Below are 22,868 nucleotides of genomic sequence, written 5' to 3' on the forward strand. Positions count from 1 at the left end.
TCCGTTCCCGCCGCCTCATGCCTTCATCCATGCACACCGCCCTTGCGCCCAGAGCAATCAGAACGATCGCGCCGCGCCGTCTGCATGTTGCCCCGGTTTCAACTTCTGGAGCTTTCCCATGTCTGCACTCTTCGAAGCGACCGCCCTGGTCGTACCGTTTGAAAACCTGAGAATGACCGACGTCGAGTCGGTCGGCGGCAAGAATGCCAGCCTCGGCGAGATGATTTCCCAGCTGCCGCAAGGGGTGCGCGTGCCCACCGGATTCGCCACCACGGCGCACGCGTTCCGGCAGTTCCTGGCTCACGATGGCTTGGCCGACCGCATCAGCGCCAAACTCAAGAGCCTGGATACGGAGGACGTCCGTGCCCTGGCTGCAGCGGGGGCCGAGATCCGGGCCATGGTCGAGGCCCAGCCTTTCCCCGCCGAACTGGAGCAGGCGATCAAGGCAGCCTTCGCAAAGCTGAGTGCCGGTAATCCCGAGGCCTCTTTCGCCGTGCGCTCGTCCGCGACGGCGGAAGACCTGCCCGACGCCTCCTTCGCCGGCCAGCAGGAGACCTTCCTCAACGTCGTGGGCATCGACGACGTGCTCCACAAGATGAAGGAAGTGTTCGCCTCCCTCTATAACGACCGCGCAATCAGCTACCGAGTCCACAAGGGCTTCGCCCATGACGTCGTTGCACTGTCGGCTGGTGTGCAGCGCATGGTGCGCAGCGACCTGGGCGCCGCAGGCGTGATGTTCACCATCGACACAGAGTCCGGCTTCGACGGCGTGGTCTTCATCACGTCGAGCTATGGGCTGGGTGAAACGGTGGTGCAAGGCGCGGTGAACCCGGACGAGTTTTACGTGCACAAGCCCATGCTCAAGGCGGGCAAGCGCGCAGTGATCCGCCGCAACCTCGGCTCCAAGCTCATCCAGATGGAATTCGCCACTGCCGCCGAGAAGGCGGCCAGCGGCAAGCTGGTAAAGACCACGGACGTGCCGACCGAGCAGCGCAACCGCTACTCGCTCACCGATGCCGAGGTGGAGCAGTTGGCCAAGTACGCGCTGGTGATCGAGGAACACTACGGGCGCCCGATGGACATCGAGTGGGGCAAGGACGGTACCGACGGCCTGCTTTACATCCTGCAGGCCCGCCCGGAGACAGTGAAGAGCCAGCAGCAGGGCAAGGCCGAGCAGCGCTACAAGCTGCTGGCCAAGGGCGCCGTGCTGGCCGAGGGCCGCGCGATCGGTCAGAAGATCGGCACGGGCCCGGTGCGCCTGGTCCACAGCATCAGCGAGATGGACAAGGTCCAGCCCGGTGACGTGCTGGTGACCGACATGACGGACCCGAACTGGGAGCCGGTGATGAAGCGTGCCGCCGCTATCGTCACCAATCGGGGTGGGCGTACTTGCCACGCCGCGATCATTGCGCGCGAGCTCGGCATCCCGGCGGTCGTCGGCTGCGGCGATGCCACAGATCTGCTCAAGGACGGCACGCTCGTTACGGTGAGCTGCGCCGAGGGCGATACCGGCTTCATCTACGACGGCCTGCTCGAGACCGAAGTCACCGAGGTCCAGCGCGGCGAGATGCCCGAGATCGACATCAAGCTGATGATGAACGTGGGCAACCCCCAACTGGCATTCGATTTTGCCCAGTTGCCGAACCACGGCGTGGGCTTGGCGCGGCTGGAATTCATCATCAACAACAACATCGGCGTGCACCCGAAGGCCATCCTCGACTACCCGAATGTCGATGCCGACCTGAAGAAGGCTGTCGAATCGGTCGCTCGGGGTCACGCTTCCCCGCGCGCCTTCTATGTCGACAAGGTGGCCGAAGGCATCGCCACCATCGGCGCGGCCTTCTGGCCCAAGCCGGTGATCGTGCGCCTGTCGGACTTCAAGTCAAACGAGTACCGCAAGCTGATCGGCGGCAGCCGCTACGAGCCTGAGGAAGAGAACCCGATGCTCGGCTTCCGCGGCGCGGCACGCTACCTCAGCGAGGACTTCGGCGAGGCTTTCGCGATGGAATGCGAGGCGCTGAAGCGCGTACGCAACGAGATGGGCCTGACCAACGTGCAGATCATGGTGCCCTTCGTCCGCACCCTGGGCCAGGCGGCGCGCGTGACCGGATTGCTGGGTGACCACGGCCTAAAACGGGGCGAGAACGAGCTCAAGCTGATCATGATGTGCGAGGTGCCCAGCAACGCGATCCTGCCTGAGGAGTTCCTGGAATTTTTCGATGGCTTCTCGATCGGCTCCAACGACCTGACGCAGCTCACGCTGGGACTGGACCGGGATTCCGGCCTGGAGCTCCTGGCGGCAGATTTCGACGAGCGCGATCCCGCCGTCAAGGCCTTGCTGGCGCGCGTGATCAAGGCCTGCAAGGAGAAGGGCAAGTACGTGGGCATCTGCGGGCAGGGGCCCAGCGACCACCCCGACTTCGCGGCCTGGCTGGCCGAGCAAGGCATCGAATCGATCTCGCTCAATCCGGACAGCGTGATCGATACCTGGCAGCAGCTGGCTCAGCGCTGATTTGGCCCCTGGAAGCCGCGGCGGGGCTGGTTCTGTCCCGCCGCATTACTACTTTCGTCACAGGTCGAGGCTGTAATTTCGCTGTCAGCTTAAGCTGATTGCAGGCGAATGCTTCTTTGATGTCAAACTTGGCGCCCAGTGGAGGGAGTCACCTGGGGGAGTTCGGCAAGGGCCGGTTTGAGCCTGAGAGTCCCTTGATTTCGCATGAGGGCGCCATGATTCTTGTCAAGACAGAAGCCGGCCAGCAGGTGTTCAAGGATCGCTCGGTCCGGCTCACACCGCGTCAACGCTCCGCCTTCATCCTGTTTGACGGCAAGCGTTCCGTGAGCGAGGTGCTCGAGGCCGGTATGGGGATTGCTCGGGCGGACATCGACCAGATGGTCGAGCTCGGCCTGCTCGGGCGAGTGGGGGGCTCGGTCGAGGCAGCCAATGCAGGCACGGTAGCGATGCCTCTGACACCTGCGCCAGCTTTGACCCAGGCTGGGGACATGCCGACCTTGCAACAGCAACCTGCGATTTCTGCCTCATCGCCAGCCCCATTGGAGCGTTCCAGCCAGCAGCGCTATAAGGACGCCTATCCTATTGCGACACAGCTCACCGGCGGCCTCGGCTTGCGCGGTTTCAGACTGAACCTGTCGGTCGAAGGCAGCTCGACCTACGAGGACCTGCTTGCCTTGGCGCCGAAGATTCGCGCCGCCGTGGGGGCGGACAAGGCCGCGGCGCTGGATCGCGCGCTGGGCATCTGAGGCCGGCCGCGACAACACACTCCAGGACGGTCATGGCCTGCTACAATAGCCGGCTTTGCCTTGCCACACTGCAACTGACGCTGCGGGTGGCTTTATCCCTTCCACGGAAGATCCACAAGGAGTGCCATGCGTCACTATGAAATCATTCTGCTGATCCATCCGGATCAAAGCGAGCAAGTTCCGGCCATGCTGGAGCGCTACAAGGGCATGATTACCGCCGGCGGCGGCAAGGTCCATCGCGTCGAGGACTGGGGACGTCGCCAACTGGCCTACCAGATCAACAAGCTCAACAAGGCGCACTACCTTTGCGTGAACATCGAGGCCGAGCAGGCCGTGATGGCCGAACTCGAGCATGCCTTCAAGTTCAACGACGCCGTCCTGCGCCACCTCACTGTCGTGAAGAAGAAGGCGGAGACCGGCCCCTCGTCGATGATGAAGACGGTGGAGCGAGAAGAAGCCCGCAAGGCCCAGCAGGCCGAGTACGCCGCCAACAACAACTGATGGCGTGAGCACTGCCGCAGCCAATCAGCTGGTGCTGACTGCCTGCGTTGCCGAGCTCGGTGCCTTGCGTTTCACGCCTGCCGGCCTGCCCGCCATCGATCTGCGGCTCGAACACGAGTCGACGATAACCGAGGCGGCCCAGCCCCGGCAGGTCAAGGCGGCGGTCAAGGCTGTTGCGTTCGGCGCGGTGGCCGAGCGGCTCGCGAGGCAGGCGCTGGGAAGTCTCTGGCGTTTCCAGGGCTTCCTGGCCACACCGCGCAACGGCAAGCACCCAGTGCTGCACATCCAGGATTTTCAGCAAGATTAATTTTCAAGAGGTCCACACAATGGCCACGTTCAAGAAGTTCAACAAGGACAAGCGTCCGAAGCGCAACACCCAATCCCTGCTGTTCAAGCGCAAGCGCTTCTGCCGCTTTACTGTCGCCGGTGTCGAAGAGATCGACTACAAGGACATCGACACCCTGCGTGATTTCATCAGCGAGAACGGCAAGATCATCCCAGCGCGCCTGACCGGCACGCGCGCGATCTACCAGCGCCAGCTCAACACCGCGATCAAGCGCGCGCGCTTCCTCGCGATGGTGCCGTACAGCGACCAACACCGCGTCTAAGGAGGCGAACACACCATGCAAGTCATTCTTCTGGACAAGGTCGTCAACCTCGGCGTGCTCGGCGAGATCGTCAAGGTCAAGGACGGCTACGCGCGCAATTTCCTGATTCCCTCCGGCCGCGCGCGCCGTGCCACGGAGGCCAACAAGGCCGAGTTCGAAGCCAAGCGTGTTGAACTTGAGAAGGCCGCGGCCGCCAAGCTGACTGAAGCGCAAGCCCAAGGCGAGAAGCTTGGAGGCACCGCTGTCAAGCTGACGCAGAAGGCCGGCGTCGACGGCCGCCTGTTCGGCTCGGTCACAAACCACGATATCGCGGAGGAGCTCAACAAGCAGGGATACAAGGTCGCGAAGTCGCAGGTGCGCATGCCCAGCGGCCCGATCAAGACCGTCGGCGACAGCACCGTCAGCGTTGCGTTGCACACCGACGTGGTGGTCGACGTCACGGTCACCGTATACGGCGAGAGCGCATAACCTCTTCGGCGAGGAGAAAGCAAGGTCGTAGCTGCGGCCTTGTCCTTGTGGGCCGCCTTCGGGCGGCCTTTGTTTTTTTCGGCCGCGGTTGTCCCGCGTGCTGCACCGGTAAGTCACTGTTTATCCACAGCCTTATCAAGTGACGCGGCTCGTCGTGCGCCTTAGCATGTGCGGCTGCAAGGAAGTTCATGTCCGCCGTCTTCTCCTATGCCGACAATGACCCGTCGGCCGACCGCCAAATTGCGCAGTTGCGCATTCCCCCGCACTCGATCGAGGCCGAGTCGAGCGTGCTCGGCGGCCTGTTGCTCGACAACGGCGCGTGGGACCGCATGGGCGATCTGCTGGTGGACAGTGACTTCTACCGCCATGAGCACAAGCTGATCTACGCAGCCATTGGCGCTCTGATCAACGCCAGCAAGCCGGCCGACGTGATCACCGTTTTCGAGCAGCTTCAGAACCTGGGCAAAGCCGAGGAGGTCGGCGGCCTGAGCTACTTGAATTCGCTGGCCCAGTACGTGCCTAGCGCCAGCAACATCCGCCGCTACGCCGAGATCGTGCGCGAGCGTTCGATCCTGCGCAAGCTGGTTAGTGCGAGCGACGAGATCGCTACCAACGCCTTCAACACGCAGGGCAAGTCGGTCGACAAGATTCTCGACGAGGCCGAACAGAAGATCTTCAACATCGGCGAGGAAGGCTCGCGCATGAAGCAGGGCTTCCAGAGCATGGAATCCCTGGTGGTCGAGTTGCTCGATCGCGTGAGCGAGATGGCTGAGAACCCGAACGACATCACGGGCGTGCGCACCGGCTTCTACGAATTCGACAAGATGACTTCGGGCCTCCAGCCGGGGGACATGATCGTTCTGGCCGCGCGCCCCTCCATGGGCAAGACCTCGTTGGCGATCAACATCGCCGAGCATGTGGCGCTCAACGAGGGGCTGCCGGTGGCGGTGTTCTCAATGGAAATGGGCGCGTCGCAGTTGGCGGTGCGTATCGTCGGCTCGATCGGGCGCATCGACCAGGGGCACCTGCGCACCGGCAAGCTCAGCGACGAGGAGTGGCCGCGCCTGACCGAGGCCATTGAGAAGCTGCGCAACGTGTCGCTGCACATCGACGAGACACCGGGGCTGACCACCAGTGAGCTGCGGGCGAACTCGCGCCGCCTGGCGCGCCAGTACGGACGGCTCGGCCTGATCGTGGTGGACTACCTTCAGTTGATGAGCGTTTCCAGCAGCATGAACGACGAGAACCGAGCGACTGCGGTGGGTGAGATCTCGCGTGGCCTGAAGATGCTGGCCAAGGAGCTCAAGTGCCCGGTCATCGCCTTGTCGCAGCTCAGCCGCGGCGTGGAGAGCCGAACCGACAAGCGTCCCATGATGAGCGACCTGCGCGAGTCCGGCGCCATCGAGCAGGATGCCGACCTGATCATGTTCATCTACCGCGACGACTACTACAACAAGGACAGTAAGGAGCCCGGCGTGGCCGAGGTGATCATCAGCAAGCACCGCAATGGCCCGACCGGCACCGTCAAGCTGGCCTTTCTCAAGCCGCTCACCAAGTTCGAGAACCTGGCCAGCAGCGGCGACGATTTCTAAAGGCTACTGCAGCCGCGACGGCCGAGGCTCCGCCGGATCTTCTTGCAGCCGTCGCAGCATCTCGGCCAGCGTCTTGCCGGGCTCGTCGCGAAAGCGCTCCGGCAGGACCTCGACGCGATCGATGCGGTCAATGCGGAAGCCGCGAAAGTCCTCCCGCAGCTCGCACCACGCCGAGAATGTCCAGACCCTGCCCCAGTAGAAACAGCCCAACGGACGCACCACGCGCTGGCTCGGCGCTCCGCTCACGTCGTGGTAGTCCATGCGCAGCTTGTTGCGCGACTGGACAGCTTCGCGCAGTGTTTGCAGGCGTAGCCGCGTTCCATCGTCAAGCGCGTGTGCAGGTGCGAACAGCGCCAGGCTCTCGGCCGACACCCGCGCGGCCGGCGGGAGCACCGACAGGATCTTGCCTAGCGCGGTCTGGATGTCCTTCGCCATGGCCGGATCGACCCAGCTCTGGGCCAGGCGTGCCGACGCTACCAATGCCGCGGCCTCATCCTGCGTGAACATGAGTGGCGGCAGGTCGAAGCCTGCACCGAGGCGATAACCGACACCCGCCTCGCCCTCAATCGGCACGCCTTGGCGCTGCAGGTCGGCCACGTCGCGGTAGATGGTGCGGTCCGACACCTCTAATCGCTGCGCGAGGAAGGCGGCAGTCGTGAGGCGTCGACCGCGAATCAGTTGAACGATCTGGAAGAGGCGGTCGGCGCGGCGCATTTGTATCAACGGTCAAGGTCGACGAGCTTGTTCTTGAAGTCTTCCATGAAATGGTGCCGCCTGGGCGCGTCATGGCCTTCGTCCTCTCCTACAGGCAATCTCAGTCAGTGATCACGCCGATGTGGATGGCGACCTGGTCGGGGCCGCTGTAGGCTTCAAAATCGCTGCGGTAGTTGCGACGGATCTCGGGGTGCTGATCGAAGTACTGCCGAATCGATTCCCAAAGGGAGAGCACCATCTGCGGCATTTGACCCTGGCCTGCGAAGACCAGGTAGTCGCCCGCTTCGACTTGCACCGCGGAAGGTCCGCCTGAGACCGCGACGCCCGTCGTGAGGTCGAAGGGGCCATGCGCATCGGACTCGTACGCGGAATACACGCCGTAGAGCCGCATGTCTTCGACGCGGTTGGGCGTCATGGCATAGACGCGTTCGTCGAAGAAGCGGGTCCAGAGCTTCCCAATGCGCGCCGAGTGCTCCTCCTGCTCTGTGTGGTTGCTGGTGCGCACGGTGAGACCGGCGATGTTGAAGCCCTTATGGCGTTGAAGCTGAGGTTGCATGGTTCTCTCTCCAGGTTCATCTGATCGCTCGAGCTCGAGCTCGAGCTCGAGCGCCGATCCCCGGACGCTCAGCGCGTCGGAGATGCTGTCGTGTGAATTCAAGACGCCATGCTGCGCGCCGGCTACTGACAACGTCCTGTCAGCAGCCCCTTACTGCTGCGCGCAAGAAAAGTCGGCCCTGGCAGCCGACTTGGTTACAGCACCTCGCTCGCGAAATCCGCCAGCCGCGAGCGCTCGCCGCGTGCCAGCGTGATGTGGCCGCTGTGCGGCCAGCCCTTGAATTTGTCGACGGCGAAGGTCAGGCCAGACGAGCCTTCAGTGAGATAGGGGGTGTCGATCTGCGCCAAATTGCCCATGCAGATGATCTTGGTGCCGGGGCCTGCGCGTGTGACCAGGGTCTTCATCTGCTTCGGCGTCAGGTTTTGCGCCTCGTCGATGATCACGTACTTGTTGAGGAAGGTGCGGCCGCGCATGAAGTTCATGCTCTTTATCTTGATGCGGCTGCGGATCAGCTCGTTGGTGGCCGCGCGCCCCCACTCGCCCGCGCCGCCGCCGTCGCCCTTGGCCAGGAACTCGAGGTTGTCATCGAGCGCGCCCATCCATGGGCCCATCTTCTCCTCCTCGGTGCCAGGGAGGAAGCCGATATCCTCGCCGACGCTCACGGTCGCGCGGGTCATGATGATCTCGGTGTAGCGCCGATCGTCCAGCACCTGAGTCAGGCCCGAGGCCAGCGCCATTAACGTCTTGCCGGTGCCGGCGGTGCCGGTCAGGGTGACGAAGTCCACCTCCGGATCCATCAGCAGGTTCATCGCGAAGTTCTGCTCGCGATTGCGGGTGTTCACACCCCAGACGGCATTCTTGATCGAGCCATAGTCCTTGAGCGTCTTGAGCACTGCCGTCCTGTCGCGGATTTCGGTCACGCGGGCATACATGCTGGGCTCGCCCGGCGCCTCGAAATACACGAACTGGTTGATGTAGAGGTTGGGCACCAGCGGACCGCTGACGCGGTAGAAGGTGCTGCTGCCGCTTTGCCAGCTCTCGATCGGCTTGCTCTGGCGGGTCCAGAAGTCGGCCGGCAGTGCCAGCGCGCCGGAGTAGAGCAGGTCGCCGTCTTCCAGTGTCTTGTCGTTCTGGTAGTCGTCCGCCGCCAGGCCCAGAGCGCGAGCCTTCACACGCATGTTGATGTCCTTCGACACCAGCACCACTTCCTGCCTCGCGCGCCCCGGCCCGTCCTTTGCGTAGAGGTCGCGCAGTGCGTGGACCACGCCCAGGATCTGGTTGTCGGCCTTGCCCTGCGGCAGGCTTGTGGGCAGCGAGTAGTCCAGTGGATCGGTCTGGAAGAACAGCTTGCCGCCGGCCTCGCGATGTCCGGTGGTATCGAGTTTCAGGCCCTTGCCGATGTCGGCGCCTTGTGCTCCGGCGAGCGCGTCCAACGTGCGGCTGGTCTGGCGGCCGTTGCGGGCGACCTCGGTCGTGCCTTTCTTGTGGCCGTCGAGTTCCTCCAGCACGATCATCGGGAGGAAGATGTCGTGCTCCTCGAAACGGAACAGGCACATCGGGTCGTGCAGCAGCACGTTGGTATCCAGCACGAACAGCTTGGCCGGTCCGTTGGGTATGCTGCGCTTCCCCCTGATTGGGCTGGCCGCTTCCTTGGCCGCCGTTTCGGGGCGGCGCTCCTCCTTGCTGCGCGTGACGGATGTGACGGGCAGTGGGGCTTTCACGCTCGGCAGGGGTGGCGCCTCTATAGGGGCGCTACCTTCCGCCGCGCGCCGGTCGAACAGTTCGAGTGGGCGCGGCCCGCTGGACCGGGTCTCTTCAGCTTGCCGATCGGAGGAGCGACGGCCGCCTTTCCCATGGAGGGAACGGGCAGGCGCGTCGTGCGCGTCCGGCGAAAGCAGTGCGGCGCGTTTCGTGGGGGCGGGGGGCAGGGGCATGGGGCGGTTCGCTCGCAGGGAAGAAGGGGCCAGAAAGCGAAAAAGCCGCCTGAAGACCCAAGCGGCTTTGTTCGGTGGATGCGGTCGCGGAGCTCAACGGCATGGAACCATTATGCACATCGGCTGTGACAGGTTCCGTGATCGTTGCGCATCGCCAACGCGTGCTGGCAAAAGCTCACGAATGTTGCCTGGCAGGCGATTACTTCTTGAGGATCTTCACGGCCTTGAGGACTTCGTCGACATGGCCGGGCACCTTGAGGCCGCGCCATTCGGCCTTGAGCACGCCGTCGGCGCCGATCAGGAAGGTGCTGCGCTCAATGCCCTTGACCTTCTTGCCGTACATGATCTTGTTCTTGACGACGCCGAACATGTGGCACATCTTTTCCTCGGTGTCGGCAATCAGTTCGAAGGGAAGTTCGAGCTTGGCCTTGAACTCGTCGTGCGACTTCATGTTGTCACGCGAGACGCCGAACACGGTGGCTCCGGCCTTGACGAAATCCTTGTAGCGATCGCGGAACTGCATCGCTTCGGTCGTGCATCCGGGCGTGTTGTCCTTGGGATAAAAGTACATCACCAGCACTTGCCCGAGGTGCGAGGTGTTCGATACCTTGATGCCGCCAGTGGCGTTGGCGTCGAATTCAGGGATGGGTTTGTTGACAACGATCGCCATGAAACTTGTTTTCTCCGTTTGATTCCATGTTCGAGTCGGGCTTTTGGCACTCGCTCGCGGCTCACGCCTCGAGCGCTCGATACGATGGAGATTGGTCGTTGCTTGACTGGGCGGCTCCCTGGACGATTACTGGGTCGGGCCCCGGTTCGCAACCCAATATTTTAGCCCGAAACGCCCCCTGTTAGCCATCCGCGGGTCTCTCGATCAGCAGAGCCGCGACCACGTGCCGGCCCTCGCCCGCCAGGATGTTGTAGGTTCGGCAAGCGGCCCCGGTGTCCATGGTCTCGACGCCTGTGCGGCGGGCCATCAGCGGCTGGATCCACGCCGGCTGGGGAAAGCGGATACGCGCACCGCTGCCGAAGATGACCAGTTCGGCGCCCAGGGAAGCCAATTGCGCGAAATGCTCGGAGCCCAGCTCCTCGAAGCGCCCGCAGTCCCAGGCGAAGCGCTCGCCGCGCGAACCCACCACCACGCTGTTCTCGATCCGCTCGTTGTTGACGGCGACCCAGCCAGGGCCATGCGCAGTCAGGGTCTGGGCATCGGATTTGTCGGGCTGGAGCTTCATCGAGGAGGGGCGGGAACTGTGGTCAAATTATAGGTTTTCCCCCGTGCACCCCGCCCCTGGAGGGACTTTGAAACCGCTCAAGAAATCGGCCAAGCTGGCCAACGTGCTCTACGACATCCGTGGTCCGATCATGGATGCCGCGAAGCAGATGGAGGAAGAGGGCCAGAAGATCATCAAGCTGAACATCGGCAATCTCGCCCCGTTCGGCTTCGACGCACCTGAAGAGGTGCAGCAGGACATGATCCGCAACATCGCGGTCTCCTCTGGCTACTCGGACAGCAAGGGCATTTTTGCGGCGCGCAAGGCCGTGATGCACGAAACCCAGAAGCAGGGCATCGCCGGTGTCACCCTGGACGATATCTATCTCGGCAATGGGGCGAGCGAATTGATCGCGATGGCCGCCAACGCACTCCTCAACGACGGCGACGAACTGCTGCTGCCCGCACCCGACTACCCGCTGTGGACGGCGGTCGCGAGCCTCTCGGGCGGCAAACCGGTCCATTACCTGTGCGACGAGGAGAACGGCTGGATGCCCAGCCTGGCCGACATCCGCGCCAAGATCACGCCGCGCACCAAGGGCATCGTCGTCATCAACCCCAACAACCCAACGGGCGCGCTCTATTCGGACGAGTTGCTCAAGGGCATCGTGGCGATCGCACGAGAGCATGGCCTGGTGATCCTGGCCGACGAGGTCTACGACAAGGTGCTGTACGACGGCGTCAAGCACACCGCCATCGCGAGCCTGTCGAAGGACGTGCTGACGCTGACCTTCAACTCGCTGTCCAAGAGCTACCGCTCCTGCGGCTACCGCGCCGGCTGGCTGGTGGTCTCGGGCGACAAGAAGATGGCCCAGGACTACATCGAGGGCCTCAACATGCTCTCGAACATGCGCCTGTGCCCCAATGTGCCAGGCCAGTGGGCCATCCAGACCGCGCTCGGCGGCTATCAGAGCATCAACGACCTGGTTGGCCCTGGCGGCCGTCTGCGTCACCAGCGCGACCTGGCCTACGAGCTGATCACCGCCATACCGGGCGTCAGCTGCGTCAAGCCCAGCGCCGCGCTCTACATGTTCCCCCGGCTCGATCCCAAGATCTACCCGATCGAGGACGATCGCCAGTTCTTCCTCGAGGTTCTGAAGGAGACCCGGGTGATGCTGGTACAGGGCACCGGCTTCAACTGGTCCACGCCCGACCACTTCCGAATCGTGTTCCTGCCCCATGAGGAAGACCTGCGCGAGGCGATCCAGCGCATTGCCGACTTTCTCGAGCGCTACCGCAGCCGCAACACCTAGCAGACTCGCTTCTGCCCCAGTTCCACACCAGACGAATCGAATGAAACCCATCCAAGTAGGCCTGCTCGGCATCGGCACGGTCGGCAGCGGCACCTTCAAGGTGCTCCAGCGCAACCAGGAAGAAATCAAGCGCCGTGCCGGGCGCGGCATCGAGATCACGATGGTGGCCGACCTCGACATGGCGCGTGCCAGGGCGGCGGTGGGCGAGGGCGTGCAGGTGGTGAGCGACGCGCGTGCCGTCATCGCCAACCCGGACATCGACATCGTGATCGAGTTGATCGGCGGCTACGGCATCGCCCGTGAACTGGTGCTGGAGGCGATCGCGGCCGGCAAGCATGTGGTCACCGCCAACAAGGCGTTGCTGGCGGTGCATGGTACCGAAATCTTCGCGGCGGCCCACGCCAAGGGCGTGATGGTGGCCTTCGAGGCCGCAGTGGCCGGTGGCATCCCGATCATCAAAGCGTTGCGCGAGGGCCTCACCGCCAACAGCATCCAGTGGATCGCCGGGATCATCAACGGCACCACCAACTTCATCCTCTCCGAGATGCGCGACAAGGGCCTGGATTTCGCCACCGTGCTGAAGGAGGCGCAGCGCCTGGGTTACGCCGAGGCCGACCCGACCTTCGACATCGAGGGTGTGGACGCCGCCCACAAGGTCACGCTGATGAGCGCCATCGCCTTCGGCATCCCGGTGCAATTCGACAGGGCGCATGTCGAGGGCATCACCAAGCTGGCGGCACAGGACATCAAATACGCCGAGCAGCTGGGCTACCGCATCAAGCTGCTGGGCGTGACCAAGCGCAAGGCCCAGGGAATCGAGCTTCGCGTGCATCCGAGCCTGGTGCCGGCCAAGCGCCTGCTCGCCAACGTCGAAGGCGCAATGAACGCGGTGGTTGTCAACGGCGATGCCGTCGGCACCACGCTGTATTACGGCAAGGGCGCCGGCAGCGAGCCGACCGCGAGCGCGGTGATCGCCGACCTGGTCGATATCACCCGCTTGCACACGGCCGATGCGGCGCACCGCGTGCCGCACCTGGCCTTCCATCCCGACGCGATGAGCGACCTGCAGGTGCTGCCGATGTCCGAGGTGGTAACCAGCTATTACCTGCGCCTGCGCGTGGCCGACGAGGCCGGCGTGCTGGCCCAGGTGACGGGCCTGCTGGCCACGGCCGGCATCAGCATCGACGCGGTGCTGCAGCGCGAGGCCGACGAGGTGGGCGGCGAGGGCTCGACCCAGACCGACCTCATCATCCTCACGCACGACACGCGCGAAGGCACGCTGGATGATGCATTGGTCCAGCTTCAGGCGCTGCCTACCGTGCTCGCGCCAATCGTGCGCATCCGCAAGGAAGAGCTGTCCTGATGCGCTACCTGTCCACGCGCGGCCATCCGGAGCGCCGCCGCTTCTGCGAAATCCTGCTCGAGGGTCTGGCGCCCGACGGCGGCCTTTACCTGCCCGAGCGCTATCCGCAGGTGGACGCCGCAACGCTCGCGAGGTGGCGTGGACTGCCGTATGCAGAGCTGGCCTTCGAAGTCCTCTCGCTGTACATCGACGACATCCCCGTCGCGGACCTGAAGGCGATCTGCGCCAAGACCTACACAGCGGAGATCTTCGGAACGCCCGACATCGTGCCGCTGCGCGAACTCGAGGATGGCGTGTACCTCGAAGCCCTGTCCAACGGTCCGACGCTCGCGTTCAAGGACATGGCGATGCAGCTCCTGGGCAACCTGTTCGAGTACGAGCTCGCGCGCCGCGGCGAGGAGCTCAACATCCTCGGTGCCACCAGCGGCGACACCGGCAGCGCGGCCGAATACGCGATGCGCGGCAAGAAGGGCGTGCGTGTGTTCATGACCTCGCCCGACGGGCGCATGAGCCCCTTCCAGCAGGCCCAGATGTTCAGCCTGCAGGACCCCAACATCCACAACATCGCGATCGCCGGCGTGTTCGACGATTGCCAGGACATCGTCAAGGCGGTGTCGAACGACCTGGACTTCAAGCGCAAGTACAGGATCGGCACGGTCAACTCGATCAACTGGGCGCGCCTGCTGGCGCAGGTGGTCTACTACTTCGCCGGATACTTTCAAGCCACGGGCAACAATGACGGGGAGGTCAGCTTCACTGTCCCCTCGGGCAATTTCGGCAACGTCTGCGCCGGCCATGTCGCGCGCTCGATGGGTCTGCCCATCCGCACGCTGGTGGTTGCCACGAACGAGAACGACGTGCTCGACGAGTTCTTCCGCACCGGCATCTACCGCGTGCGCTCGGCCGCCGACACGCACGAGACCTCCAGCCCCTCGATGGACATTTCCAAGGCCAGCAACTTCGAGCGCTTCGTGTTCGATCTGGTCGGCCGCGATGCGGCCAGGACGCGCGGCCTGTTCGAAGAAGATCTGCGCAAGGCAGGCCGCTTCGACCTGAGCGCCGACCCGGTCTTCGCCCAGGCGGCCACCCGCTTCGGCTTCGCGAGCAGCCGCAGCACCCATGCCGATCGGGTCGCGACCATCCGCGACACCGACAAGCGCTTCGCCACACTGGTCGACACCCACACCGCCGACGGCCTCAAGGCCGCGCGCGAGCACCTGCAGCCCGGCGTGCCGATGATCGTGCTCGAGACTGCGCTGCCCATCAAGTTCGCCGAGACCATCGTCGAGGCCCTGGGCCGCGCGCCCGAGCGTCCCGCGCGCTTCGAAGGCATCGAGGCGCTGCCGCGGCGGGTGGTGCAGCTGCCGGCCGACGCCGAGGCCGTGAAGGCCTATATCGCCCGGCACTGCGCCTGAGAAGGTATGAGCGAAACCCTCATGCCCGCGCCGAGTTCATTCATGCCTTCCGGGCCGACGAGCTACGCATGAACGTCATCGGCTTCGCCGGCTTCTCGGGCGCGGGCAAGACCACGCTGGTCGAGCGGCTGATCCCCGTGCTCAGGCTGCACGGCCAGCGCGTCTCGGTGGTCAAGCATGCCCACCACAAGTTCGACATCGACCATCCGGGCAAGGACACCTACCGCCATCGCGAGGCCGGGGCCTTCGAGGTGGTCGTGGCTTCCGACAAGCGGCTCGCGCTGATCCGCGAATTCGAACGGCCGACGCAGCTCGGTGTGCACGACCTCGTCGCCGAACTCGACGCGGGTGTGGATTGGGTGCTGGTCGAAGGCTTCAAGCACAGCGACCTGCAGAAGATCGAGATCTGGCGCGAGCCCGAGGAAGGCGAGGCGCCCCGGCCCGCGCGCTATGCCGATGACGCCTTCATCGTCGCGATCGCCACCGACACCCCCGAGCGCCTGCCGCGTGCCACCATGCTGCCGGTGTTCGACCTGAACGACGCCGATGGCATTGGCACCTGGCTCCTGCATAACGCCAGCCGTTTCGAGTACAAGGTGGACCGCCATGGTTGACGCTTCCGGACGCCCTCCCTTGATGCCGCTCGACGAGGCCCTGGCGCGGCTGCTCGCTGCCGCCACGCCGCAGATGGGCGCCGAATCGGTGTCCACCTTTGAGGCTGACGGGCGCGTGCTCGCGCAGGACGTGCGCTCGGGCCTGACCGTCCCGCCGCGCGACAACAGCTCGATGGATGGCTATGCGGTGCGCATTGCCGACTGCGCGGCGCCGGGTGCGGTGCTGCGCGTGGCCCAGCGCATCCCCGCCGGCACCGTGGGCACGCCGCTGGATGCCGGCACGGCCGCGCGCATCTTCACCGGCGCGCAGATCCCCGCAGGCGCCGATGCGGTCGTGATGCAGGAAGACGCCGCCGCGCTGCCGAAAGAGGGCGGGCTGGGCAGCGTGCGCATCGAGATCGTGCCGACGGCAGGCCAGTGGATCCGCCGCGCCGGCGAGGACGTGGCCGCCGGCGACGTGGTGCTCACGCGCGGAGAGCGCCTCACCCCAGCGGGGCTCGGACTGGCAGCCAGCGTCGGCCTCGACCGGCTGCAGGTGGCGAAGCGCCCGCGCGTCACGCTGCTCTCGACCGGCGACGAACTCGTGATGCCCGGCGAGGTAGCGCCAGAGGCGATGCAGCCGGGCTCGATCTACAACTCCAACCGCTTCTTCATGCGGGCCCTGCTCTTGCGGCTGGGCTGCGAGGTGCTCGACCTGGGCATCGTGCCCGACCGCCGCGACGCGACCATCGAGGCGCTGCGCAGCGCCTCGGAGCGCAGCGACCTGATCATCACCACCGGCGGCGTCTCGGTCGGAGAGGAGGACCACATCAAGGCCGCTGTGCAGGCCCTGGGCCGACTCGACCTGTGGTCGCTGTCGATGAAGCCGGGCAAGCCCTTTGCCTACGGCCGCATCGGCAATGCCCATCTCACCGGCCTACCCGGCAACCCGGTCTCCAGCTTCCTGACCTTCCTGCTCCTGGTGCGGCCCTTCCTGCTGACGCTGCAGGGCGCTGCACGCGTGGCGCCGGCGCCAATCGCGATGCGCGCCGACTTCGACTGGCCGCGTGCCGACCGCCGACGCGAGTTCCTGCGCGCGCGCCGCAACGCCGCCGGCGGCCTGGATCTGTTCGCCAACCAGAGCTCGGGCGTGCTGACTTCCATGGTGTGGGGCGACGGCGTGATCGACACGCCGCCTGGCCAGCCGTTCAAGGCCGGCGACATGGTGCAGTTCATCCCCTTTTCTTCATTGCTGGATTGAGCATGAGGATCACGGTGCGCTACTTCGCCTCGGTGCGCGAGGCCCTCGGGACCGGCAGCGAAACCGTCGAGACCCGCGCCGCCGATCTCGGCGCGCTACGCGACGAACTGATCGCACGCGGCGAGCCGCATGCCAGCACGCTGGCCCGCGGCAAGGCGGTGCGCATGGCGCTGGACCAGGTCATGAGCGCCGAGGGCGCCGCGCTGCGCGAGGGCCAGGAAGTAGCCTTCTTCCCGCCGGTGACCGGGGGCTGAGCGTCGGCGCGGTGCCACAATCCCGCCATGAACGGCCCGCGCGTTTTCATCCAGACAGCCGATTTCGACCTCGCCAGGGAGGTCGCCGCGCTGCGCGCGGACGACAAGCGCGTAGGCGCGGTCTGCAGCTTCGTCGGCACCGTGCGCGACCGCAACGACGGCGATGCGGTGGCATCGATGGAGCTCGAGCACTACCCGGGCATGACCGAGAAGTCCATCGAAGCGATGATCGACGAGGCCCATCGCCGCTTCGACATCCTTGGCGCGCGCGTGATCCATCGTGTGGGGCTCCTGCAGCCCCTCGACCAGATCATGATGGTGGCCGTGGTCTCCGCCCACCGCGGCCAGAGCTTCCAGGCCTGCGAGTTCCTGATGGACTACCTGAAGACCCAGGCGCCGTTCTGGAAGAAGGAACAGACGCCTGCGGGCGCGCGCTGGGTCGATGCGCGCGTCGATGACGATGCCGCCCTGGCGCGCTGGGGCATCCAGGCCGGCAACGCCTAGACCGCTGCGGCCGCCGCAGGGCCACCCCAAGGCGGGCCGCGCCTCCCCCTCGGGGGGTGGAGTTACACGTAGCGCCGCGAAGTGAAAAGCCGCGGGGCTGACATCTACTGCGGCGTGAAGCCGCTCGCCTTGATGATGCCCGCCCAGGTCTGCGTGTAGCTGCGCACCCGGCCTGCGAACTGCCCTTGCGGTTCGTACGCCACCGTCAACCCCATGGTCGTGAGCTTCTGCTTCACGTCGGGCATGGCCAGCACCTTGGCGAGCGCCTCGCCGAAGCGGTCGATCACCGGCTGCGGTGTGCCCACCGGCGCGAACACGCCGTAGTACGGCAGGTCCTCCAGGTTGGCAAAGCCCAGTTCGGTGAAGGTCGGCACCTGCGGCAGCAGCGCCTGGCGCTTGGCGCCGATGGTGGCCACGATGCGGAGCTTGCCGGCCCGGTGGTTCTCGATGAAGTCGGGCACGGAGGCGATGCCGGCGCTGATCTGGTTGCCCAGCATGTCGGCCGTCATCGGTGCGCTGCCGCGGTAGGGCGCCGCCTGCACGTCGATCTTGTACTTGGTGCCGATCATCTTCACCAGGAACTCGGGGATCGAGGCCGGCGCGGGCACGCCGATGGTTTCCTTGCCGCCGCGCTGGGTGCGCACCCATTTCAGGTACTCGTCGAGACTCTTGGCCGGCGTTCCGCCCGAGACCGCCAGCACGTTGGCGAAGGTCGCGAAGCCGGCCACGGGCACGAAGTCGGAGGCCGAGTTGTAGCCGGGATTCTTCACCACCTGCGGCAGGATCGAGATGGTGTGGTCGTGCGACAGCAGCAGCGTGTGGCCGTCGGCCGGCGCGGCTTTGAGCGCCTGGGCTGCGATCTGGCCGCCGGCGCCGGCCCGGTTCTCGACAACCACCGGCGCGCCCAGCTGGTCCTTGAGCTTCTCACCCAGCGTCCGCGCGATCGCGTCGGTGCCGGCGCCGGCCGGGAAGCCGACCAGCAGCTTGATCGGTGCGCCTTGCTGCTGCGCCTGCGCGAGGCCTGCGAGGCTCGCCACCCCGGCGGCCAGCCCGAGCGCGAAAACACGGCGCGATGCACGCGGCATCCTTGTAGAGAACATGAGCGACTCCAGTCGATGTAAAAAGGGAACGAGACGAGGGCGCGAGCAACAGACGTGCCCACCGTCCGGCAGGCCGCTATTCTGAACGAGCCCAGCGAGTGGAATCGGCCTTCAGCGGCGGCGCAGCCGGTGCGCCATCGAGACGAAGGCAGCGAGCGCCGGGTTGTTGTTGGACGGGCGGAAGGCCAGCCCCAGCTGGTACTTCACCGGCACATGGCGGCGGCGCACCTGGAGATAGTTCACGTGCTCCGTCTGCACGGCCTGCATGGCTTGCGGCACCAGCGCGATGCCGATCCCGCCGCCCACCAGCGCGAGGATGGTTTGCATCTGCGCCGCCACCTCGACAAAGTGGGGGATGAAGCCGCAGTCCTGGCAGGCCGCCATCACCACGCTCTCGAACCCCGGCCCTTCCTTGAAGGGAAAGCCGACGAAATTCTCGGAAGCGAGGTCGCGCAGCTGCACGCGCTGTTGCTGCGCCAGCGGGTGCGTGTCGGGTACTGCCAGCATGAGCTCCTGCTCGCAATAGGGCTGGACCCGGAAGTCGCCGGCGTCGTGCAGCGGCGGCACGACGATGCCCACGTCCGTTGCACCGCTGAGCAGGGTGGCCATCTGGTGGGCGGTGGTGTCACCGGTAAGGACCAGCTTGACGTCCGGGTAGTCCTCGCGAAAGGCGCGCAGCAACTGTGGCACCACGCCCAGCGCCGCGCTGGGCACGAACGAAAGGCGCAAAGTGCCGAGCTTGCCGGCGGCGGCGCGCTGCGCGATCTCCACCGAAAGCTGCGCGTGGGCCAGCGTGCGCCGGGCCTCGCGCAGGAAGGCCTCGCCGGCGACCGTCAGTCGTACATGGTGTCGCGTGCGGTCCAGCAGGGTCGCCCCCACCTCGGCCTCTAGCCGCTGCACGGCCACGGAAAGCGGCGGTTGCGAGACATGCAGGCGCTCGGCCGCGCGCCGGAAGCTGCGCTCTTCCGCGACCGCGACGAACTGCCGGAGCTGGCGAAGATCCATCGGGTCATTCTAGGAGCGTGATCGCGATGCCCTATCACCAGGCCATGAAAACGGTATTGGACGGAACACGCGCGATGCCGGAGCATGCGTCTCGCAAGTCCTCGATTCCCCTGCGAAAGCCTCACGATGCAGCCATCCCTCCTCGAAGAACTCACACCCGTTCCCAACCCGTACCCCATCAAGTCCGAGATCGAATACCCGGAGGTCTGGCGCCTGTGCGAGCAGTCGCGCGAGCTGGCCTGGAACCCGGCGGCCATCGACTTCTCCGACCTCCGCGAGGCCGAGCTTCCGGCCGAGGTGCGCGAGGCAGGTGCCGAGTGGTGGAGCCTGCGCGCCTGGATGGAGCACGGCGCCATCCCCTATGGCACCGAGCGCCTGCGCGAAGCGGTCTTCGCACACCAGCCGTTCGAGATCAAGCAGCACATCGTCAACTTCATCGCCGAGGAGCTGCGCCACCACGAGGCATCGTTCCTGGTGGCGCGGGGCCTGGCCGGCTACCAGGACGAGCCGCGCGCCGACTACTTCAAGGCCGTGATCCCGCGCTTCCACGACGAGCGCGACGAGAAGGCGATGTCCTTCTTCGCCGGCTTGGCGGTCAACACGCTTTTCGAGCAGCTCTCGGGCGAACTGCTGCAGGCGCGCTACGAGAACGCGCGCTTCAAATCGATCCGCAGCGCCTGCCAGCTGATCCTGCGCGACGAGGCGCGGCACATCCAGTTCGGCCGCATCATCATGCGGCGCTTCTTCTCGGAGCTGTCGGCCGACGACCGCCGGCTCCTGGGCGAGAAAGTGGCCAAGAAGCTGCGCGGCAGCCTGCTCAACGGGGTCTATGCGGTGGTCAACCTGCCGGACGACGAGCGCGCGCGTGCCGGCCGCAATCGCGCGCTGGCCGCCGAGCACGGGCTGGGCGCCACCCATCCCGACGAGGAGATCGCGATCATCCGACGCGCGCTGGAGCAGATCCGAAGCGATGTCGCGCCGTACGGCATAGAAATCCCGGAAGTGCCGGAAGTCGACCGTGCCGCCGTGGTGATGCACTGAGGAGTACGCGATGAGCCGCACGGCCGCTCCGAAGGCGAATAGCACCGTAGCCGAAGGCGAAGGTACTCCAGTAACCCGCCTGCTGAAGATCCTGGGCTGCTGCGCGCTGGCGATCGCTGGCGCGGTCGCGCTCGCGCCGCCCGCGGGCGCGCAGGGCGCCTATCCGAACCGTCCGGTCACGATCGTGGTGCCTTATCCCGCCGGCGGGTCGGCCGACATCCTCGCGCGCACCGTGGGCCAGAAGCTGGCCGATCGGCTCGGGCAGCCTGTGGTGATCGACAACCGCGCCGGCGCCGGCACGGCCATCGGCGCCAGGCATGTGGCGGGCGCGCCGGCCGACGGCTATACGCTTTTGATGGGAACGGTCAGCTCGCAGGCCATCAACCCCGCGATGAACAAGGTGGGCTACGACCCGGTCAAGGACTTCACGCCGGTCGCGCCGCTGGCCTCCATTCCCTTCGTGCTGGTGGCCCATCCCTCCTTCCCGGGCCGGAGCGTTGCCGAGGTGATCGCGCAGGCCAAGGCGAAGCCGGGCGAGCTGAGCTACGCCTCGGCCGGGCCCGGCACCTCCAACCATCTGGCCGGCGAGCTGCTGGCCTCGGCCGCCGGCATCCGGATGCTGCATGTGCCTTACAAGGGCAGTGCGCCCGCGCTCAACGACGTGGTAGCGGGCCACCTGCCGCTGATGTTCGACCTGCAGGCCACGGCGCTGCCTTATGTGCAGTCCGGCAAGCTCAAGGCGCTGGCCCTGACCGGCAGGACGCGCAGCGCACTACTGCCCGACGTGCCCACCGTGATCGAGAGCGGCCTGCCGGAGTACGAGGTGAGTGCGTGGTTCGGCGTTTTCGCGCCGCCCGGCCTGCCCGCGCCGGTGCTGGAGCGCCTCAACAGCGATGTCAACGCCGTGCTCAAGGCGCCGGAGATGCAGAAGCGCCTGCAGGAGCTGGGTGCGGAACCAGAGCTGGGCAGCGCTGAAGACTTCGCGAAGTTCACGCGCAGCGAGACCGCCAAGTGGTCGGCGGTGGTGAAGAAGGCCGGGCTGGTGCAATGAGAAGCCGGGCCGCTTCCAAGTCGCACAGCACCGCAGCGCCTGGCGAGGAGGTTGCCTTATGAGCGCGGCGTCTGCTCGATGAGCACGGCGTCTGCCCGATGATCGAAGGCCCCGAGGCGCTGCGCGCCCTGATGGCCGACATCGGCCCGCGTTGGGCAGAGGACCTGCCGGGCCACAGCCGGCAGGTCAAGGAAGCCTATGCACCGCTGCTGGCCGCAGCGCCCAAGGCGCCGCTGACGGTGACGCGCAACATCCCCTACGGCGGCCATGCCCGCCAGGTGCTCGATCTGTTCAGCCCGGCCGGCGGGACGCGCGCGCCGGTCGTCGCCTTCGTCCATGGTGGCGCCTTCGTGCGTGGCGACAAGTGCGTCAGCACCGAGCTCTACGACAACGTGCTGCACTGGTTTGCGTGGCAGGGTTTCGTCGGTGCCAACATCGAGTACCGGCTTGCGCCGGAGGCCCCGTACCCAGCCGGCGCGCGGGACGTGGGCGAGGCCATGGCCTGGCTGCACGAGAACGTGGCGCGCTACGGCGGCGATCCGCAACGAATCCTGCTGATCGGCCATTCGGCGGGCGGTACGCATGTGGCCAGCCATGCCCTGGACCCGTCGCTGCGGCCCGGCGCCTGCCATGCGCAGGCCATCGTCCTGATCTCCGCGCGTTTGCAGGCCGACCAGTCCCCGCGCAATCCCAATGCGGCGGCCGTCAGGGCTTATTTCGGCGAGGACATCTCGTTGCACGAGGCTCGGGCTCCGATGCGCCTGGCGAGCCGCAGCGAGATCCCCACCCTCATCGCGATCGCGGAATTCGAGAACCCGTTGCTGGATGTCTATGGCCTCGAGTTCGCGCATCGCCTGGCAGCGGCGCGCTGCCGCGCGCCGCGCTTCCTGCAGATGCGGGGGCACAACCACATGTCCATCGTGGCCCATTTCAACAGCGGCGAGGAGCGGCTCGGGCGCGAGATCCTGGATTTCTTTTCGTCATTGTCTTCGTCCTCGTAGAGCACAAACTAGGCCGATGGGGCCCGGTTTAGTCACGCAACGCGCTTGAAATGCCGGTCCGGGCCCCTACCTCCGGGGGAATTCGGAGTCATTCATGCGCCAAGACAAACTCACCACCAAGTT

Annotated in this window: 24 protein-coding genes; 17 read left to right on the forward strand and 7 right to left on the reverse strand. The window is 65.7% G+C overall.

Going from position 1 to position 22,868, the window contains the following annotated elements:
- Positions 1 to 118: 118 nt before the first annotated feature.
- The 7 genes from ppsA (at position 119) to dnaB (ending at position 6,427) form a co-directional block, all read left to right on the forward strand.
- Complete coding sequence (gene ppsA, locus APY03_RS30710) at positions 119 to 2,512, forward strand: phosphoenolpyruvate synthase (RefSeq protein ID WP_068683056.1); 2,394 nt, start codon at positions 119 to 121, stop codon at positions 2,510 to 2,512.
- Positions 2,513 to 2,727: 215 nt separating this feature from the next.
- A complete protein-coding gene (locus tag APY03_RS30715; protein WP_068683057.1) occupies positions 2,728 to 3,258 on the forward strand; it encodes a hypothetical protein in 531 nt (176 codons plus the stop codon).
- A gap of 126 nt (positions 3,259 to 3,384) precedes the next feature.
- A complete protein-coding gene (gene rpsF, locus APY03_RS30720; RefSeq protein WP_068683060.1) occupies positions 3,385 to 3,759 on the forward strand; it encodes a 30S ribosomal protein S6 in 375 nt (124 codons plus the stop codon).
- A 4-nt stretch (positions 3,760 to 3,763) separates the two neighbouring features.
- Positions 3,764 to 4,066 carry a primosomal replication protein N gene (gene priB, locus APY03_RS30725; RefSeq protein ID WP_068683062.1) on the forward strand — a complete coding sequence of 101 codons (303 nt, stop codon included), beginning with the start codon at positions 3,764 to 3,766 and terminating at the stop codon, positions 4,064 to 4,066.
- A 19-nt stretch (positions 4,067 to 4,085) separates the two neighbouring features.
- Entirely contained in the window at positions 4,086 to 4,367 is a 282-nt protein-coding gene (gene rpsR, locus APY03_RS30730; RefSeq protein WP_007830781.1) for a 30S ribosomal protein S18, read from the forward strand.
- Positions 4,368 to 4,382: 15 nt separating this feature from the next.
- Positions 4,383 to 4,835, forward strand: coding sequence for a 50S ribosomal protein L9 (rplI, locus tag APY03_RS30735; RefSeq protein ID WP_068683064.1), 453 nt, complete (start codon positions 4,383 to 4,385; stop codon positions 4,833 to 4,835).
- A gap of 188 nt (positions 4,836 to 5,023) precedes the next feature.
- Positions 5,024 to 6,427 carry a replicative DNA helicase gene (gene dnaB / locus APY03_RS30740; RefSeq protein WP_068683066.1) on the forward strand — a complete coding sequence of 468 codons (1,404 nt, stop codon included), beginning with the start codon at positions 5,024 to 5,026 and terminating at the stop codon, positions 6,425 to 6,427.
- A 3-nt stretch (positions 6,428 to 6,430) separates the two neighbouring features.
- Here the strand turns inward: dnaB and APY03_RS30745 are convergent, their stop codons facing one another.
- The 5 genes from APY03_RS30745 to APY03_RS30765 form a co-directional block, all read right to left on the reverse strand.
- Positions 6,431 to 7,141: a helix-turn-helix transcriptional regulator gene (locus tag APY03_RS30745; RefSeq protein WP_068683068.1), complete on the reverse strand. Its 711-nt coding sequence runs from the start codon at positions 7,139 to 7,141 to the stop codon at positions 6,431 to 6,433.
- Between the two features lie 100 nt (positions 7,142 to 7,241).
- Entirely contained in the window at positions 7,242 to 7,697 is a 456-nt protein-coding gene (locus APY03_RS30750; RefSeq protein WP_068683070.1) for a GyrI-like domain-containing protein, read from the reverse strand.
- Between the two features lie 194 nt (positions 7,698 to 7,891).
- A complete protein-coding gene (locus APY03_RS30755) occupies positions 7,892 to 9,631 on the reverse strand; it encodes a PhoH family protein (RefSeq protein WP_068683072.1) in 1,740 nt (579 codons plus the stop codon).
- A 199-nt stretch (positions 9,632 to 9,830) separates the two neighbouring features.
- The gene (locus tag APY03_RS30760; protein ID WP_068683074.1) at positions 9,831 to 10,301 is read right to left on the reverse strand and encodes a peroxiredoxin; all 471 of its coding nucleotides are present in this window, start codon (positions 10,299 to 10,301) and stop codon (positions 9,831 to 9,833) included.
- A gap of 181 nt (positions 10,302 to 10,482) precedes the next feature.
- Entirely contained in the window at positions 10,483 to 10,866 is a 384-nt protein-coding gene (locus APY03_RS30765; RefSeq protein ID WP_068683076.1) for an Mth938-like domain-containing protein, read from the reverse strand.
- A 67-nt stretch (positions 10,867 to 10,933) separates the two neighbouring features.
- Here APY03_RS30765 and APY03_RS30770 point away from each other — a divergent pair, with 67 nt between their 5' ends.
- The 7 genes from APY03_RS30770 to APY03_RS30800 are packed head-to-tail and all read left to right on the forward strand — an operon-like array spanning position 10,934 to position 17,547.
- Entirely contained in the window at positions 10,934 to 12,157 is a 1,224-nt protein-coding gene (locus APY03_RS30770; protein WP_068683078.1) for a pyridoxal phosphate-dependent aminotransferase, read from the forward strand.
- A gap of 40 nt (positions 12,158 to 12,197) precedes the next feature.
- Positions 12,198 to 13,520, forward strand: coding sequence for a homoserine dehydrogenase (locus tag APY03_RS30775; protein ID WP_068683080.1), 1,323 nt, complete (start codon positions 12,198 to 12,200; stop codon positions 13,518 to 13,520).
- A complete protein-coding gene (gene thrC, locus APY03_RS30780; RefSeq protein WP_068683082.1) occupies positions 13,520 to 14,935 on the forward strand; it encodes a threonine synthase in 1,416 nt (471 codons plus the stop codon). Before APY03_RS30775 ends, thrC begins: the two co-directional genes overlap by 1 nt.
- 38 nt (positions 14,936 to 14,973) lie before the next feature.
- On the forward strand, positions 14,974 to 15,549 hold the full coding sequence (gene mobB, locus APY03_RS30785) for a molybdopterin-guanine dinucleotide biosynthesis protein B (RefSeq protein ID WP_269475648.1): 576 nt from the start codon (positions 14,974 to 14,976) through the stop codon (positions 15,547 to 15,549).
- A complete protein-coding gene (locus tag APY03_RS30790) occupies positions 15,542 to 16,789 on the forward strand; it encodes a molybdopterin molybdotransferase MoeA (protein WP_068683086.1) in 1,248 nt (415 codons plus the stop codon). Before mobB ends, APY03_RS30790 begins: the two co-directional genes overlap by 8 nt.
- Before the next feature lie 2 nt (positions 16,790 to 16,791).
- Positions 16,792 to 17,043, forward strand: a complete 252-nt coding sequence (locus tag APY03_RS30795; RefSeq protein WP_068683088.1) for a MoaD/ThiS family protein — start codon at positions 16,792 to 16,794, stop codon at positions 17,041 to 17,043.
- A 27-nt stretch (positions 17,044 to 17,070) separates the two neighbouring features.
- Positions 17,071 to 17,547, forward strand: coding sequence for a molybdenum cofactor biosynthesis protein MoaE (locus APY03_RS30800; protein WP_068683090.1), 477 nt, complete (start codon positions 17,071 to 17,073; stop codon positions 17,545 to 17,547).
- A 104-nt stretch (positions 17,548 to 17,651) separates the two neighbouring features.
- Here APY03_RS30800 and APY03_RS30805 read toward each other — a convergent pair whose 3' ends face one another.
- Together APY03_RS30805 and APY03_RS30810 are read right to left on the reverse strand one after the other, a co-directional pair.
- Positions 17,652 to 18,632: a Bug family tripartite tricarboxylate transporter substrate binding protein gene (locus tag APY03_RS30805; protein WP_068683093.1), complete on the reverse strand. Its 981-nt coding sequence runs from the start codon at positions 18,630 to 18,632 to the stop codon at positions 17,652 to 17,654.
- A 126-nt stretch (positions 18,633 to 18,758) separates the two neighbouring features.
- Positions 18,759 to 19,652, reverse strand: a complete 894-nt coding sequence (locus tag APY03_RS30810; RefSeq protein ID WP_068683095.1) for a LysR family transcriptional regulator — start codon at positions 19,650 to 19,652, stop codon at positions 18,759 to 18,761.
- A gap of 126 nt (positions 19,653 to 19,778) precedes the next feature.
- Between APY03_RS30810 and APY03_RS30815 the strand changes: the two genes are divergently transcribed.
- The 3 genes from APY03_RS30815 to APY03_RS30825 all read left to right on the forward strand — a co-directional run bounded on the left by APY03_RS30815 (position 19,779) and on the right by APY03_RS30825 (position 22,745).
- Positions 19,779 to 20,693 (forward strand): hypothetical protein, encoded by a 915-nt coding sequence (locus tag APY03_RS30815; RefSeq protein ID WP_068683097.1) that lies wholly within the window; start codon positions 19,779 to 19,781, stop codon positions 20,691 to 20,693.
- 10 nt (positions 20,694 to 20,703) lie between these two features.
- Positions 20,704 to 21,744 carry a Bug family tripartite tricarboxylate transporter substrate binding protein gene (locus APY03_RS30820; protein WP_083944663.1) on the forward strand — a complete coding sequence of 347 codons (1,041 nt, stop codon included), beginning with the start codon at positions 20,704 to 20,706 and terminating at the stop codon, positions 21,742 to 21,744.
- A 98-nt stretch (positions 21,745 to 21,842) separates the two neighbouring features.
- Positions 21,843 to 22,745, forward strand: a complete 903-nt coding sequence (locus APY03_RS30825; protein ID WP_068683099.1) for an alpha/beta hydrolase — start codon at positions 21,843 to 21,845, stop codon at positions 22,743 to 22,745.
- The last annotated feature ends 123 nt before the right edge of the window (positions 22,746 to 22,868 follow it).

Source organism: Variovorax sp. WDL1 (genome assembly GCF_001541225.1).
In the GTDB taxonomy this organism is placed as follows: Bacteria; Pseudomonadota; Gammaproteobacteria; order Burkholderiales; family Burkholderiaceae_C; genus Variovorax.